The organism is Pseudomonas sp. NPDC089406 (assembly GCF_044900265.1).
Taxonomy (GTDB): Bacteria; Pseudomonadota; Gammaproteobacteria; order Pseudomonadales; family Pseudomonadaceae; genus Aquipseudomonas; species Aquipseudomonas fakonensis.
Window position 1 is genome coordinate 15,196 of record NZ_JBJDNC010000031.1, and the last position, 16,172, is coordinate 31,367.

The following is a 16,172-nucleotide window of genomic DNA, read 5'->3' on the forward strand; positions in this document are numbered from 1 at the left end:
GCCTGTGAACCGTCTTTCACACCTGTTGGCCTGCCTGCTGTTGTTGCTGTGCTGGCGCGTCGGCCTTGCCCAGGAGCACGAGCTGCAGCCTTTGGCTCGCCAGCCGCTCGAGCAGCTCAAGGTGCCGCTCACTGCGCCCGAGCGGCAGTGGCTGGCCCAGCGCCAGGCGCTGGTGGTGGGGGTGCTGCAGGAACCCTTGCCGCCGCTGCGCATCTTTACCGAGGGCCAGCAGCTGGAGGGGCTGCTGGCCGACTACGTGGTCGCGCTGCAGCGTGAGCTGGGTGTGCCGGTGCGGGTGTTTGCGTTCGACTCGCGCAAGGCGATGTACCGCGCCTTGCGCGAAGGCCGTATCGACATGGTCAGCAACATCAACCCGCTGATGGCCGACAGCCACGGCCTGACGTTGAGCCCGCCCTATGCCCGCACCGAACTGGGGCTGTTCGCCGAGGGTGGCGACCTGCATGAGTACAGCGTCGACGATGGCCAGACCCGCATTGCCGTGGCCAACGGCATGATGCTCGAGCTGTTCCAGAGCGCCGGCGGGCGCGGGCGCTTCCAGCACTACCCGTCGGCGCTGCTGGCCATGGCCTCGGTACTCACCGGCGAGAACGATGTGTTCCTGGGTGATGCGCTGTCCACCCAGTACCTGTCCAGCCAGTTGTTCAGCAACCAGCTGGTGGTCAACCAGAGCGCCAGCTTGCCGCAGGTGCCGGTGGGTTTTGGCCTGGAGCCGGGCAATACCGTGCTGCTGGGCATCCTCAAGCGCGCGCTCGGCGGGCTGAAACCTTGCCAGGTCATCACTGCGCAGCAGGTGTGGAGCGGCGCCGAGGGCTGCAAGGCCGATGACCTGCGTTCACGCCTGACCCCGGCGCAGTTGGCCTGGCTGGACAACGCCGGGCCGGTGCGCCTGGTGATCAGCGAAGACCTGGCGCCCTATGCCTTCTTCAACAACCGCGGGCGTTTCAACGGCATTGCCTCGGATGTGCTGGACATCATCCGCCGCCAGACCGGCCTGCACTTCGAAATCCACCGAGTCAGCTCGCTGAGCGAGGCCGATGGCCTGCTGCGCCAGGGTGCGGCGACCTTGAGCATTTTGCCCGAAGCCTCGCCGTCGGCACCTGCGCCTTACCTGTACAGCCGGGCGCTGGCCACTGCGCCGTACCTGTTCGTGCAGCGCCAGGAGGGCACGCTGCAACGCCTGGATGCGCTAACCCGCGGCACAGTGACGGTGGCCAAGGGGTATCTCGACCCGCAGCAACTGCAGGCCCGCTACCCGCACCTGGACTTCTGGCAGACCGAGACCATGGGCGAGGCCTTCAAGCTGGTGCGCGACGGCAGCGCCGACATTGTGCTGGCGCCGGCCAACGTGGCGCGCTACTACCTGTCGTACAAGTACGAGAGCAGCCTGAAGATCGGCGGCGTCTTCGACGGCCCCGGCGTACGCATCGTGTTCAGCGCGCCCCAGGGGCAGGCGCAACTGCTCGGCATCCTCGACCAGGCACTGCTGGACATCACCCCGGGCCAGTCACTGCAGATCATCGGCCGCTGGCGGGCCAACTCGGCCACCGACGACAAGTACTGGGAGGGCGTGGCCTCGTTCATCTGGCGCTCCTTCGAACTGCTCGGGGTGCTGCTGATGGTGGCCGGGCTGTTGATCGTCACCCAGCGCCGGCGCATCCGCCGCAAGCGCCTCGACTTGCAGCAGCGCCAGCTGCTGCTGGACGAGCTGCAACTGGCCAAGGCCTCGGCCGACCGCGCCAGCCGCGCCAAAACCGTGTTTCTGGCGACCATGAGCCACGAGATCCGCACGCCGCTCAACGCCATCATCGGCATGCTCGAGCTGGTGCTGACCCGGCGCGGCGAGGCCGAGCTCAACCAGCAGTCGATCCATATCGCCTACGAGTCGGCCATCAGCCTGCTGGCGTTGATCGGCGACATTCTCGATATTTCGCGCATCGAGTCGGGCAAGCTGAGCCTGGCGCCGGAGCCTGCGCAGGTAGAAGACCTGCTGCGCTCGGTGGGCAACGTGTTCGGCGGCCTGGCCCGGCAGAAGCAGTTGCGCCTGGACCTGGATATCGATGCACAGGCCGGCGAGCAGGTGTGGGTGGATGCGGTGAAGCTCAAGCAGGTCGTGTCCAACCTGCTGAGTAACGCCATCAAGTTCACCGAACAGGGCAGGGTCGAGCTGCGCTGCGCGGTGCAGGCTTCGGGTGATGCGGCATTGCGTTTTTGCATCAGCGTGGTCGATACCGGCGCGGGCATACCCGCCGCGCAACTGGAGCAGGTATTCAAGCCGTTTTATGTCACCGATGGGGCGGTCGGCGACCCCAATGCCGGCGCCGGGCTGGGCCTGGCCATCAGCCAGGCGCTGTGCCTGCTGATGGGGGGCTCGCTCAAGGTGCGCAGCGAGCCGGGCAGTGGCACCTGCATGAGCTTTGAGCTGGTGCTCGAGCGGGTGTTGGGCGACACCGCCGTGGTGGCGCAGGGCAAGCCTGCCAAGGCCGGCAGCGATGCCGTGCTGACTGTACTGGTGGTCGAGGACCACTTGCCCAGCCAGTACCTGCTGGTGCAGCAGGTGGGTTACCTGGGGCACCGTGTGCTGACCGCCAGCAACGGCCTGGAGGGGCTGGCGGCGTGGAGCGAGCACGAGGTCGATATCGTCATCACCGACTGCAACATGCCGGAGATGGGCGGCCTGGAAATGGCCCGAACCCTGCGCCGCCTGGAGCGCCAGCAGAGCGTCAGGCCGTGCCTGATCGTCGGCCTTACCGCCGATGCCCAGGGCGAAGTGTTGCAGCAGTGCCTGGACGCCGGTATGGACCACGCGCTGGCCAAACCCACCAATCTTGCAGCCCTCAACCGCCTGATCCCCAAGCTGGGTGCTGCACAGCCCCATGCGACCGAAAGCCCGTCCTGGGCCACCGACATCCGCGCCGCCATGGCCCGCCAGGTACTGGCCAGCAACCAGAGCGAAAGTGCGGCCTTGCGCGAGGCGCTGGCGGCCAGCGATGTGCAGGGGGTGCGGCGCATCGCCCACAAGCTCAAGGGCACGGCGTACCTGCTCAACCACCCGGCGTTGCTGGAGCAGTGCGTGGCGCTGGAGGATGCCTGCGCCAGCGGGCCTGCGGATGCGCAGCAGCAGGCGGGCCAGGTGCTTTTGCAGAGCCTGCAACGGATCAGCCAGACCCTGCAGCCGGAATGAACCAAGACTTTTCCGGGTTGAATTCAAGAATGTTCCCGGCTGCATGGCAGATGCTTCGCTGAAGGGGTGAAGGGGCGCTGGCGTAGGCTTTTCGGACGATTCGAAGCAGGGTTTTCCGACATGTCCATCGCCCATTCCACCCCCATGCCCAACGGCGCCCAGGTGCGCTATATCGCCCGTGCCGTGCCGACGGCGCCAGGTATCGACGCCGACGAGCTGCGCGCAGGGCTGCGCCGCGGTGAGTTCCAGGCCTACGTGCAACCCAAGTTCGACCTGCGCAGCCAGGCGCTGCACGGCGTGGAAGTGCTCGCCCGCTGGCAGCACCCGGTACGCGGCCTGCTGCCCCCGGCGGCTTTCATCGCGCTGATGGCTCGCGAGCAACTGCTCGACGAGCTGCTGTGCAGCCTGCTGGAGCAGGGCCTGGCTTGCCAGCTGGCGCTGCACCGCCAGGGGCGCACGGTCGCTTTTGCCTTCAACCTCAGCCTGCAGCAATTGGCCACCGAGGGTTTGCTGCGGCGCCTGGTGGCGCGTTTGCAGGGGCACCCCTTGCCGTTGTCGCTGGTCACCCTGGAAGTCACCGAGGATGGCTGGGGGGCCGTTACGCCGCAGGTGCTGCAGCGTTTGGCCGCCTTGCGGCGCCTGGGCGTTCGCTTGTCGATGGACGATTTTGGCACCGGGCATTCGTCGTTGTGGCGCCTGGCGCAGTTGCCGTTCGACGAGATCAAGCTGGCCGGGGAGTTCACCCGCCGGATGGAAGGTTCGCGCTGTGCGCGGGCGATCGTGCGCCACGGGGTGGGGCTGGCCGGGGAGTTGGGTATGCAGTTGGTGGTGGAGGGCATCGAGACCCAGGCCCAGCGCGGGATGTTACTGGAGCTGGGGGCCGGGGTCGGGCAGGGGTATCTGTGGGCCAGGCCCATGGCGGCGGGGCAGTTGGCGGTGTTTTTGGCGGGGAGGGCGTAAAGGCTGCTGGTGCGCCACGCCCCTGTAGGAGCGGCCTTGTGTCGCGATGGGATGCGTAGCAGCCCCGGCAATTTTGCATGATGCCGCAATCTTGGGGCTGCTACGCAGCCCATCGCGACACAAGGCCGCTCCTACAGAGGCCGAGTGAAATCAATGGGGTGTGGTTTTCTATGAGATTCCACTCAGCCGCGGATAGGCGCTGCAAGGCTAACGGCAAACACCTCCCACCCCTCAGTCATACTCGATAATGTAATTCAACGTCGCATTGACCACCCCGGCCTCGACCTTCACCGTGCCCTTCCTGGCATAGGTTGCACTGACCGGCAGGCGATACAGCTCGCCCTTGGGCTGGGTGTTGACCCAGGTCATGGCCAGGGCGCTACCCCGGGTAAACGGCAGCAAGGTGCCGCTGCCATTGCGCAGGGTGATTTCCACGCCCTTCGCCCCCCCGGCGTCCAGGTTCAGGCGCCCGGGGCCGGGGGAGTTGCCCTCGAAATACACCCGCACCGGGATTTTGGTGCCGGCCGGCATACCTTCGCACAGCACATCCAGGTTGAAGCTTTTCTGCGTCTTGACGATCTCGCTGAACGACACCCGGCCCATGGGGATGTTGAGGTTCTCGACACCGGCGCAGCCGGTGAAGTAGCTGCGGGTGGTCAGCTCGGTGCTGCCGCTCACCTGCAGCTGCGCCGCATTCCAGCCGTTGATGTCCTGCTCGATGCGGTAACTCAGGTTGGCCGTGCCCTTGCCGACGAACTGCGCGGTGCGGATGAACTCCATCTCCACGGACTTGATCACGTTGATGTAGGTGCTGGGGCTGTTCTTGTAGTCCTGGTTCAGCGGCAGGGTGCCGGAGGTGTTGCCGGCCACGCTCTTGAACCTGACGCCGACCCCCTGGATGCCGGTCTTGTAGACATCGGTGAAGCCGTCGGCCAGTTCGCCGTCGGCCACGTAGTGCCGGCCGCTGTAGTTGGCAACGGCCGGGTACGGGCACTTGATCTGCCAGATCTCGGTGTGGATGGTGGCCTTGGGCACCGTCGCCATCACCGCGCCCACCGCAGCGCTCTTGAGCTCTATCTGTGTGGGTGCGGTCATGCTGAAGAAGCGCTTGATGCTACCGCTACCACCGGTGTACCAATAGCAGCCCGGGTTTGCAGCCTGGGCGTTGTTGCTGGCCAGCAGGGCGCCGGCCGCCGCCAGGGCGAATAGGTTCAGTTTCATCTTATGACTCCGTTGCCGGCTGGGCGCTGCAGGTGGCATTGACCTGGTCGTACACCAGGGATGCATCGCGCTCAGGCAGGGTGTAGGGGATGCGGCAGGTGCCGCCGGCCCAGCGCAGGTGCAGCTGGCCCTTGTCGGCGATGCCGAACACCAGTGCGCGGGACTGGTTGTCGACCACTGCCAGCAGCTTCTTGCCTTCGAGCAGTTGGGCGCCGAACGGCACCTTGGCGCCACTGGCCTGGGCCAGGCTGAACTGCACCCGACGCCCGGCGGCGGCCTGGAAGCTGGCCTTGACCACCGCGCCGCGGCGCGGCACCACGCGGGCCGAGGTTTCGCTGACATCGACGTCGGTGCCCAAGGTCTGGGTGTCGAGGTTCAGGTCGTTGAAGCGGTAGGGCTGTACATAACCCTCAAGCGTGTAACCGGCGCGGTCGGTGCGCCCGCTGGCGCCCTCCAGGCCCACGCCCTTGACGCCTGGCACCTCGACCAGGGCGAAGGTTTCGCCCACCGGCTGGCCGAAGGTCACGCCGCCTGCGTGGGCGACGATGGCGCCGGTGGCGGTCAGGTCCAGGTGGCGCGAGGCGCCGCTTTTGGCGTAGTTGCCGGCAAGCTTGGCCGAGGGTGAATCCCAACCCATGCCGACGCTGCCCGAGCGCTCGCGCCCGGCTTGTCCGGCCTGGGCCGAATACGAAAGCGTGCCGGCGTCGTCCAGGTAGCCGGACACCCCGCTCTGCAGGCTGTCGTCGCCCTTGCCGGCGTGGGTGTAGCTGCTGTACAGGCGCTGCGAGCGGGCGCTGGCGCCGAACGGGATGCTGACCGAAAACGCCAGCTGGTTGTCCGAGTCGCGCGAGCGGCCGGCACTTTGCGTGTGCGAGGCCGAAACGTTGAAGCTCACTTCACCGATGTTGCCGCTGTAGCCCAGCTGGATGCGCCGGGTGTTGCCGTTACGGTCCCAGTAGTTGGTTTCGCCGGCGCTGAGAAACACCGAGCCGTGGTGGCCCACGGTCTGGTTGATGCTCAGGTCGAGGCGGTTTTTCGGCCGGCCGCTGACAAACCCTGGCTGGCCTGCGTTGGCCATTTCCTGGATATGCTCGCTGAGGGTGCGGTAGCCGGCGGTGGAGTAGCGGTAGCCGACCATGGTGAAGGTGGTGTTGGTGCTGTTGAGCGTCTTGGAATACAAGAATCGCGCGCTCTGGCCGGTGGCGCCGGTGCCGTGCTCGGGGCGCGAGCGGCTGTTGGTGACGTCCAGCGACATGCCGCCGGCCGGGGTGTTCAGGCCCAGGCCCAGGTTGACGGCGTTGTAGCCGTCGGCGCCGAGCAGCCCGCCGTAGGTGGTCAGGTTGTCGCTGGCGCCATACACGGCGGTGGCCTGCAACAGCTTGGGCGCCGGCTGGTCCTGGTTGTCGTACTGGCCCAGCGACAGGCTGTACTGGAAAGTGCCGCGGCGCACCATCACCGGCAGGTAGGAATAGGCCTGGCTGAAGCTGCGCTTGCGCCCGTCGGCTTCGATGATGGTCACCTCCAGGTCGCCGTTGGAGCCACCGGGGTAGATGTCGTGGATCTCGAAGGCACCCGGCGACACCGTGGTGGAATAGATCACGTAGCCGTTCTGGCGCACTTCCACGGTGGCATGGGTTTCGGCGATGCCGCGCACTACCGGCGCGTAGCCGGACTCGTTGTCCGGCAGCATGCCGATGTCCGAACCCAGCTGCAGGCCGCGAAAACGGCTGCTATCGAAGATGTCGCCGTTGCTGTACAGCTGGCCGATGGCCAGGCGCCCCTTGAGCGCGGTGACATCGTGCTCAAGATAAGTGCGGTTGCTGGAAAAATGCCGCTCGCTGCCGGTGCTCTGGCTCAGCGAGGCATCGTTGCGCAGGCGCCACTGGCCGAAGTTGAGGCCGCTGCGCAGGCCCAGGTAGCCGTAGTCGCTGCTGAAGCCGCCGCCGGTGTTGCGGTTGTAGTTCAGCTGGTAGTTGCTGAACAGCGCGGTCACGCCGTCGTCCCACAGCGAGGGGTCGACGTAGCCGCGCGAGCGCCGCTTGATGTAGGCCTGGGGCACGCTCAGGTGCAGCGCCAGGCTTGCGGCGTCCATCTCCACCGAAGCGCCTTCGATGCGCAGCAGCACCACCGGGTCGCTGTCCTGGCTGTCTGCGTCGACGATGCCATCGTGCATGAGGCGCTCGACGTCCACGCCCAGTTCGCGCAGCAGGCCAAGGCTGAGCACGGGCTGGGCGTTGGCGGCATCGCCTTCGTCATCCACGGCAAAGCGGATGTCCTGGCGACGCTCCAGGCGCTGGTTCAGGTACAGGTCGACGCTGTAGGTGCCCGGCACCACGCCGTTGGCCTGTTCGAAGTAGCGCAGGTCGACTTCGGCGCCCTTGTTCTGCAGGAACATCGGGTTGAACTGCGCGGCATGCAGCGTGCCGGCGCCGAGCAGGCTGGCGGCGAACAGGGGGATGCTGCCATTCACGCGCTTGCGGGCGCGCAACGTTACAGGCCTGTTGGATTGCTTGGCGGTCATGAACAGCACTTTCCTGTGCGCGCAGGCACGCCGGCCGGGCGCCGGCGTGCAAGGGGGTTGAAAAGGGGTAGGGGAGAACGCGGGTCAGAACTGCAGTGCAGTGCTGTGCGGCTCCAGGGCGCCGTAGTCGTTGATCGACTCCCAGTGCACTTGCGCCGTGCCATTGAAGCCGGCGGGCAGGTCCTTGATGCGCATCTGGCGGTTGCCGTGCGGGCCGACCATGGCCGACTCGACGCTGTATTGCTGCTGGTTGGCCGTTACCTGCACCTGGGCCAGCGACACATGGAAGGCCGCATCGTTGCTGGCTACCAGCATGGGCGTGGCACCGTCCCAGCGCAGTTGCCAGCGCAGCTCGCGGGCGGCCTCGCTGGCGCTGCCGGGCAGGCCGGCGGGGCGGTAGAACAGCTTCAGGCGCTGGCGAAAGGCAACCTGCAGGCTGTTGTCGCTGGCCGACACCTGGGGGATTTCCTGGATGCTCAGCCACACCACCGACTCGCGGTCAGTGGCCAGGCCCTTGCCCTGGTAGAAGATCCGCAGCGTCTGCTGCTTGCGGTGGCTCAGGCGGGCCAGCGAGGGGGTGACGGCAAAGGGCACCTCGGCCTGGCTGTGGCCGGGTTCGGCCTCGACCCAGGACTGGATCATGATGTCCTCGGCACCCTGATTGCTGACCTGGATGGCCGCCTCGCGGTCGCTGGCCGGAAAGATGATGCGGGTGCCACTGACCTGGATGCCGGCCAGGCAGGCCCCGGACGGCACCGACAGTGCCAGCAGCGCGCACAGGCGCAACAGCAATCCTGGTTTCATGGAAGGCTCGAAAGATCTGATGGGCGAATGGAAAGCGCGAGGGTGCAGCGCACCCCCGCGGTGCTGGCTTACTCGTAGGTCAGGGTGAACGGCAGGGTGCCTTCGGCAGTACCCGGGACGATCTCTTCACCGTTGGCCACGTACGAGGCGCGCATGTTCAGGGCGGCGGAGTACTTGGCCTCGGCGCCTTCGCCGGAGACGGTCAGCGGTGCGCTGTAGGCTTCGTTGGCGGAAAGGTTGATCAGCTTGCTGTTCTGGTCGTACATGCCGATGCCCACGCCTTTGGCGCTGCCGGTGGTCTTCAGCAGGTTGTTGTTGCGCGGGTCTACCCCCGAGCCGGACATCGGGTCGAAGCCGAACTTGACGGTGGTCAGGTTGGTGGCGGTGTTGCCACAGTCCAGGTTCAGGTTGATCGAGGTGCCGGCGGCCAGGCCGGCCTCGCTCGAGCCGCCCAGGGCGTCCACACTGACCTTGCCCAGGTTGACGTCGACGATCTGCTGGCCCTGGCTGCCGCCGACCGAGGAACCGGCGCCTGCGGAAGCTACGCAGGAGGCGGCGGTGATTTCACCGGTGAATTTGATGGTGCCGTCCGCGGCCATGGCGGTGTTGGCCAGCAGGCAGGCGGCCGAGGTCAGCATCAGGTACTGGATTGCTTTCATGGGAGTTGTCATTCCTTGCGTGGTTTTTCGGGCAGATAGCGCCGTGATTCAGCGCGAGGAAATTCTAGGAAAGGGGGGGGCGCAGATGAACGAGAAGATTCTTGGAAGGCGCCAAGGGGCTTCTGCAATTGGCTGTTGGGGGGATGGATCGCACAGGTTGCGGGCCTGCGCTGCAGCTGTAGGAGCCGGCTTGCCGGCGATCACCGGCACCGCCGGTGCCGGGTCACAGCGTTGCGCTGCATGTGGCGGCCCTATCGCCGGCAAGCCGGCTCCTACAGGGGGCATGCCCCTTTATTTCGCGACCACGTATTGCAAGGCATCGCGCAACTGAACAACCCCTTCGACCGCCAGCGCCTGGGCCGAATAGCACAGCCCGATACGCCGGCGCAGGTCCAGTTGCGGCAGCGGCTCGGCATGCACGCCGGGGTGCTCGGCGGCCAGTGACTCGGGAACGATGGCGGCCCCCAGCCCGGCGGCGACCATCTCCAGGGCCAGGCTGAACGTGTCGGCCTCGGCCACCGGCGCACTGGCGGCCACCCCGTAGAACGTCAGCAAGCGTTGGTGGCTGGGGTGGGCAGGGCAGGTGACCCAGCGCGTCGTTTCGCCGCCCTGGCCCTGTTCGGCCAGCGGGCGGGCCAGCACGAAGGGGTCGCTGTGCAAGGGCAGGAACAACTCGTCCTCACAACGCAGGTCCTCGCTGGCCAACCGTGCTGCGCCCATGCAGCCGGTCACCAGTTGCAGGCGCACTGCCGGGGTGATTGCGGCAGCGGCGAGCACGACCTTTTTCACGGTTGCCGAGCTGATGTCCTGCTCCACGCCAAGCTGCAACGCCACGCGCTCACGGTCGCCACGAAAACGGCTGAGCAGTCGGCTGGCTTCGGCGACCATGCGCTGGGCTTCGGGGTACAGCGCCCGGGCATCGTCGGTCACCTCCACGCCGCGGGGCTGGCGCACGAACAGCGTGGTGCCCAGCGCCTCTTCAAGCGCCTTGATGCTGCCCGAAAGCGCCGGCTGGCTGAGGTGTATCGCGCGCGCGGCGGCGGTGATGTTGCGCTCTTCGAACACGGCGATGAACGCGCGAAGCTGTCGGTAATCCACTTGGCACCCATAAGTGAAGCTGATGGCTGCGACAAGAATATCCCATTTTTCGCGCCTTCCAGGCGTTTCTATACTTGCCCTGCGTTTTACCCATAACCACTTTGAATGACAGGACGCTCGCGATGACCACTACCCACAAACCCCTGGTCGTGATTACCGGTGCCAGCTCCGGTATTGGCCTGGCCACCGCCAAGCTGCTGTCCGCCCAAGGCCACGCCTTGCTGCTGCTGGCCCGCCGCCTGGAGCCGATGGCGCAGTTGGCGTTGCCGCACACCCTGGCCCTGTCGGTGGATGTCACCGACCGCGCGGCGGTGCTGGCTGCCGTGGCCCAAGCTGAAGATCGCTTTGGCCCGGTGGATGCGATCATCAACAACGCAGGCGTGATGCTGCTGGGCAGCATCGCCACCCAGGACCCTACCGAGTGGGACCGCATGCTCGACATCAACGTGCGCGGGCTGCTCAACGGCATCCATGCCGTAGCTGCCGGCATGGTCGAGCGCCAGCACGGCACCATCATCAACGTCAGCTCGGTGGCCGGGCGCAAGACCTTCCCCAACCATGTCGCCTACGTAGGTACCAAGTTTGCCGTCAGCGGCCTGTCGGAGAACCTGCGCGAAGAGCTCTCGCCGAGCAATGTGCGGGTGATCACCATCGAGCCGGGCGCGGTGGATACCGAGCTGCTCAGCCATACCACCGACCAGGGCATCAAGGACGGCTATGACGAGTGGAAGCAGCAGATGGGCGGGGTGCTGGCCTCGCAAACCATCGCCGAGGCCATTGGTTACGCTTATGGCCAGCCGCAGTCGGTGTGTGTGCGGGAGATCGTGATCTGTGCCACCCGCCAGCAGCCCTGAGTTTGGCTGCCCCCCTGTAGGAGCCGGCTTGCCGGCGATGAGGCCAGGCCTGCAAACACACTTGCGGGCCTGATGCCGGGGCTGATGGCCCTATCGCCGGCAAGCCGGCTCCTACAGATTTGAGCTCTGCAGGCCGGTGCCGGGTGCTTTACCATGGCGGGGTAATCGACACTGCCTTCCGGAGCCTTTGCAATGAGCCACACCGCCTTCCGCCAACCTGTGATCCAGGACGCCGAGCGCTGCTACGAAATCGAGATCGGCGCCTATGAAGGCGACGAGGCCGCAACGCTTGAAAAGATCCGCACCCGCATCAGCCAGTACCTCCAGGGTTTCTTGCTGCTGGAAGACCAGGCTGGCATCGTCGGCTTCATCAACAGTGGCTGTGCCCACGAGGTGGTGATGTCCGACGAGGCGTTCAAGGAACTGGTCGGCCATGACCCGGCAGCGCCCAACGTGGTGATCATGTCGGTGGTGGTGGACCCGGCGCAGCAGGGCAAGGGCCACGCCCGGCGGCTGATGGACGAGTTCATCGCGCGCATGCAGGCCCAGGGCAAGCGCACCATCCACCTGATGTGCAAGGAGCAGCACGTGGAGCTGTACCGCAAGATGGGCTACCAGTACGTGCAGCCATCGCCCTCGGACCACGGCGGCATGGCCTGGCATGAGATGGTCATGGGGCTCTGAGCCTGTGCTGACGCCATCGCGGCCCCCGCGATGGCGTCCTGGTATTCACCCCCCCGCAAGTACCTCCCCCCCCCCGGCTTTCAAGGCCGAAACCCGCCGACCAACAGCCCTTCCATCACCCCCTCTGGCAGCTAGTATCAGCCATGCTGATACTGTCAATGCACATGCTGTTTTGCTGATTCTGCAGCCGTACACTCCCTCGCAACCGGCCACCCGAGCCGGCCCACAACTACAAAAATGCAAGTGGAGACACGAATGAGTAGTCCAGTTTCGTTCGAAGACCTCCCCCTGAGCCGCTTCCATATCCGGACGGTGTTCAGCGGTACAGGCGGTCAATTCAGTGACGGATTCGTGCTAGGGATTATCGGCATCGCGGTCAGCATGGCGGCGGGGCCGTTGCAATTGAATGCGCTATGGATGGGCTTGCTCGGCGCGGCGTCGCTGGCCGGGCTGTTTCTCGGCAGCCTGTTCGCAGGGCCCCTGGCCGACAAGTTCGGCCGGCGCACCATCTTTGCCTGGGACATGCTGCTGTTTGCGGTGATCTCGGCGTCGCAGTTCTTCGTCACCTCACCTGAGCAACTGCTGGTTTTGCGCCTGCTGCTGGGCCTGGTGCTGGGTTTTGACTATGTGGTGAGCAAGTCGCTGGTCACCGAGTTCGCCCCGCGGCGTTACCGCGGGCGCCTGCTCAGCGTACTGGCAGCGGCCTGGGCGGCAGGTTACGTGGCGGCCTACCTGGTGGGCTTTGCCATCCGCGACATCGGCCCGGACGCCTGGCGCCTGATGCTGGCCCTGAGTGGTGTGCCGGCGTTGTTGATCCTGCCGCTGCGCCTGGGTGTGCCGGAGTCGCCGATCTGGCTGGCGGCCCGTGGCCGCACAGAAGAAGCGCTGGCCATCGTGCGCGACAAGTTCGGCCCCCATGTGACCTTGCCGGTGGCACCGGTAGCAGCACACAAGCGCGGCGGTTTTCGTGAGCTGATGAGCAAGCGCTGGCGGCGCAACACCTTGGTTGGCTGTGTGTTCTACACCTGCCAGGTGATCCCGTTCTTTGCCCTGGGCACCTTCTCGCCGCGGGTACTGGAAGCGCTGAACGTGCAGGACAAGTTCGTCGGCGGCCTGGTGTACAACGTGCTGCTGATGCTGGGCGCGCTGCTGGGCCTGCTGATCATCGACCGTATCTCGCGCCGCAGCTTCCTGGTCGGCACCTTCTACCTCAGCGCCGTGGGCCTGGCCGCACTGGCCTGGGCCGGCTTCGGGCCGCTGGGCACCATCATCGCCTTCGGCTTCTTCGCCTGCGTGCTGGCAGCGGCGGTGAACCTTGAGTTCGTCTACCCCGGCGAGCTGTTCCCCACCCACCTGCGCGCCTCGGGCATCGGCATGGCGGTGGCGGCCAGCCGCTTCGGCTCGGCGTTTGCCACCTTCCTGCTGCCGATCGCCGTGCAGCACCTGGGCGTGCATACCGCCCTGGGCGTATGCGTCGGCGTGTTGGTGTTCGGCGGCGTGTTCTGCCACCTGTTCGCCCCGGAAACCAGCCAGGAGCAGCTTGGCGCCGTCAGCCCCGAGGCGCAGGCGCAGGCTGGCGCCGATGAGCGGCCGGCCAACGCCCACTGACCCTGAGCACAACAGAGAGCACGCCCATGCCCAACCACCGACTGATCGACATGCACGCGGTACAGGTGTTCATCGCCGTGGCCGAGGAGGGCAGCATGTCGGGTGCGGCCAACCGCATGGGCATCTCGCAGTCCGGGGTGTCGCAGCTGGTGCGCCAGCTGGAGGACGAACTGGGCGTGGTGCTGGTGGACCGCACCACCCGGCCGCTGACTCTGACGCCGTTCGGCCTGGCATTGCGCAACCGCGGCGCGCTGCTCAGCGAGGAGTTGTTCAACCTCAAGGCCCAGGTGCTGGATGCCGGGCGCGGGGTCAAGCCCGACCTGCGCCTGGGCCTGGTGGACTCGTTCGCCGCCACCTGTGGCTCGGCGCTGACCCGGCAACTGCTGGGGCAGGTGGCGCAGCTGTCGGTGCGCACCGGCCTGAGCCCGCAGCAGGGCGAATCGCTGCTGCGCCGCGACCTCGACCTGATCGTCACCAGCGACCCGCTGGTGGATGCCAACGACATGATCCGCTACCGGCTGTTCACCGAGCGCTACTTCGTGATCACCCCCAAGGCCCTGGGCAAGACCTTGGCCAGCCTCGACGACATCCGCGCCTTGGCCAACGTGCTGCCGGTGGTGCGCTTCAACCGTACCTCGCAGGTGGGCCTGCAGATCGAGCGCCATTTGCGTGGCCTCAACGTGCGCGTGCCCAACCGCCTGGAACTGGACAACGCTGATGCCCTGACCGCCATGGTCGCCGAGGGCATCGGCTGGGCGGTGACCAGCCCGATGTGTTTTCTCCAGGCTTTGCCCTGGGTCGACAACGTCACCGCCCACCTGGCCCCGCAGCTGAGCCTGGAACGCTCGCTGTACCTGGTGGCCCGGCGCAACGAATACAGCGCCTTCTTTGCAGATGCCTGCGAGTCGGCGCGTGCCGTCATCCTCGATTCCTTCCTGCCGCGCCTGAAGGCGCTGGGCAAGGGGGTCGAGGCTCTAGTGAATTTCGATGAGGGAAATACCCGTGAGTACTTTTGACCGTGTCGACGTGCGCGTCGAGCAAGATTACGTAGGTGATGTGCAGATCCCGGCTGGCAAGCTGTACGGGGTCAACAGCGTGCGCGGCTTCGACAACCTGAGCATCTCGCCGCTGACGGTGGCCCATTACCCGGCGTTTCGCGATGCCTTCGCCCAGTGCAAGTGGGCCGCAGCGCTGGCCAACCTGGACTGCGGGGTGCTGCAGGGCGCCCAGGCCGAGGCCATTGCCCTGGCTTGCCAGTCGCTGATGGCAGGGGAGTGCGACGACTCGTTGATCGTCGATTTACTGGAAGGCTCCGGCGGCACCTCGACCAACATGAACTTCAACGAGGTGATCGCCAACCGCGCCCAGCAGTTGCTCGGCCATGCCGCTGGCAGCTACGCGGTGGTGCACCCCAACGACCACGTGAACATCTCGCAGTCGACCAACGACGTGTACCCGGCCGCGCTGAAGATCGCCACCCACGCCATGCTGGCCGGGCTGATCGAGCAGGTGCGCCTGCTGGCCGAGGTGTTCCAGGCCAAGGCTGTGCAGTTTGCCGATGTGCTGCACCTGGGCCGCACCTGCCTGCAGGATGCCCAGCCGATGCGCCTGGGGCAGTTGTTCTCGGGCTATGCCTCGCTGACCGTGCGCCTGGCTGACGAGCTGGTGGCGGTACGCGACAAGCTGCGCACCCTGCCGCTGGGCGGCACCGCCATCGGCACCGGCTTCGGCGCCCCGGCCGCTTACCGCGCGGCGGTGTACCAGCACCTGGGCCGTATCACCCAGGTGGATTACCAGGCCCCGGCCAACCCGTTCGATGCCATGCAGAACATGGACGTGTTCGCCCGGGTGTCCGGTGAGTTGCGCACCTGCTCGGCGTCGCTGGCCAAGATTGCCGCCGACCTGACCAAGCTGTCTTCAGGCCCTGTGGCGGGTTTGGGCGAGATCAAGCTGCCCGAGGCCCAGGCCGGCTCGTCGATCATGCCCGGCAAGGTCAACCCGGTGCTGCCAATGGCGATGATCCAGCTGAGCTTCGCGGTGATCGGCAACGATGTGGCGGTGGCCCAGGCGGTGCAGTACGGCGAGCTTGAGATCAACCACTTCGAGCCGGTGGTGGCCTCGCGGGTGTTCGACAGCATCACCTTGCTGACCCAGGGTATTCAGCGCTTCCGTGAGAAATGCGTGGCCGGCATCCAGGCGGATGAGGCGCGCAACCTGGCGCACCTGACCGATTCCATGGCCGTGGCCACCGCGCTGGTGCCGCGCCTGGGCTATGCCCAGGTGAGCAAGCTGGCGCGCCAGTCGGTGAACGAAGGCCGCTCGCTGCTGGCGATCATGGCCGAGTCGGGGGTGATGACCGAGGCCGAGGCGATGGCCGCGATCGAGAAGGCGTCCTACCCGGTGTTCGAGGGGCAGTGAGGCAGCGTCGCCCTTGCGCATGGCCCCTGTAGGAGCGGCCTTGTGTCGCGAAAGGGCCGCAAAGCGGCCCCGGCGATTTCTGCATTGACGCTGCAATCCTGGGGCCGCTTTGCGGCCCTTTCGCGACACGAGGCCGCTCCTAC

General features: G+C 66.3%; 12 protein-coding genes. 7 read left to right on the forward strand and 5 right to left on the reverse strand.

The genetic code is table 11. The annotated features are described in order from the left end of the window. The first annotated feature begins 4 nt into the window (after positions 1 to 4). Both ACI2KK_RS20645 and ACI2KK_RS20650 read left to right on the forward strand, forming a co-directional pair. Entirely contained in the window at positions 5 to 3,202 is a 3,198-nt protein-coding gene (locus ACI2KK_RS20645) for an ATP-binding protein (protein ID WP_404670352.1), read from the forward strand. Positions 3,203 to 3,322: 120 nt separating this feature from the next. Next, positions 3,323 to 4,162, forward strand: coding sequence for an EAL domain-containing protein (locus ACI2KK_RS20650; RefSeq protein ID WP_404670353.1), 840 nt, complete (start codon positions 3,323 to 3,325; stop codon positions 4,160 to 4,162). Positions 4,163 to 4,393: 231 nt separating this feature from the next. On the opposite strand, the gene ACI2KK_RS20655 is transcribed toward ACI2KK_RS20650, so the two are convergent. From ACI2KK_RS20655 to ACI2KK_RS20675, 5 genes are all read right to left on the reverse strand, one after another. Continuing rightward, a complete protein-coding gene (locus ACI2KK_RS20655; protein ID WP_404670354.1) occupies positions 4,394 to 5,383 on the reverse strand; it encodes a fimbrial protein in 990 nt (329 codons plus the stop codon). Between the two features lies 1 nt (position 5,384). After that, positions 5,385 to 7,778, reverse strand: a complete 2,394-nt coding sequence (locus ACI2KK_RS20660) for a fimbria/pilus outer membrane usher protein (protein ID WP_404670403.1) — start codon at positions 7,776 to 7,778, stop codon at positions 5,385 to 5,387. Positions 7,779 to 7,988: 210 nt separating this feature from the next. Next, positions 7,989 to 8,708 carry a molecular chaperone gene (locus ACI2KK_RS20665; RefSeq protein ID WP_404670355.1) on the reverse strand — a complete coding sequence of 240 codons (720 nt, stop codon included), beginning with the start codon at positions 8,706 to 8,708 and terminating at the stop codon, positions 7,989 to 7,991. Positions 8,709 to 8,776: 68 nt separating this feature from the next. Then, positions 8,777 to 9,367, reverse strand: coding sequence for a fimbrial protein (locus ACI2KK_RS20670; RefSeq protein ID WP_404670356.1), 591 nt, complete (start codon positions 9,365 to 9,367; stop codon positions 8,777 to 8,779). A gap of 291 nt (positions 9,368 to 9,658) precedes the next feature. Continuing rightward, complete coding sequence (locus ACI2KK_RS20675) at positions 9,659 to 10,465, reverse strand: LysR family transcriptional regulator (RefSeq protein WP_404670357.1); 807 nt, start codon at positions 10,463 to 10,465, stop codon at positions 9,659 to 9,661. A gap of 122 nt (positions 10,466 to 10,587) precedes the next feature. Between ACI2KK_RS20675 and ACI2KK_RS20680 the strand changes: the two genes are divergently transcribed. The 5 genes from ACI2KK_RS20680 (at position 10,588) to ACI2KK_RS20700 (ending at position 16,029) form a co-directional block, all read left to right on the forward strand. Next, positions 10,588 to 11,319 carry an SDR family oxidoreductase gene (locus ACI2KK_RS20680; RefSeq protein WP_404670358.1) on the forward strand — a complete coding sequence of 244 codons (732 nt, stop codon included), beginning with the start codon at positions 10,588 to 10,590 and terminating at the stop codon, positions 11,317 to 11,319. 192 nt (positions 11,320 to 11,511) lie between these two features. After that, positions 11,512 to 12,003 (forward strand): GNAT family N-acetyltransferase, encoded by a 492-nt coding sequence (locus ACI2KK_RS20685; RefSeq protein WP_404670359.1) that lies wholly within the window; start codon positions 11,512 to 11,514, stop codon positions 12,001 to 12,003. 255 nt (positions 12,004 to 12,258) lie between these two features. Beyond that, positions 12,259 to 13,611, forward strand: a complete 1,353-nt coding sequence (locus tag ACI2KK_RS20690) for an MFS transporter (protein WP_404670360.1) — start codon at positions 12,259 to 12,261, stop codon at positions 13,609 to 13,611. A 26-nt stretch (positions 13,612 to 13,637) separates the two neighbouring features. Next, the gene (locus tag ACI2KK_RS20695) at positions 13,638 to 14,627 is read left to right on the forward strand and encodes a LysR family transcriptional regulator (protein ID WP_369991509.1); all 990 of its coding nucleotides are present in this window, start codon (positions 13,638 to 13,640) and stop codon (positions 14,625 to 14,627) included. Next, entirely contained in the window at positions 14,614 to 16,029 is a 1,416-nt protein-coding gene (locus ACI2KK_RS20700) for an aspartate ammonia-lyase (RefSeq protein ID WP_404670361.1), read from the forward strand. The genes ACI2KK_RS20695 and ACI2KK_RS20700 overlap by 14 nt, the downstream gene beginning before the upstream one ends. The last annotated feature ends 143 nt before the right edge of the window (positions 16,030 to 16,172 follow it).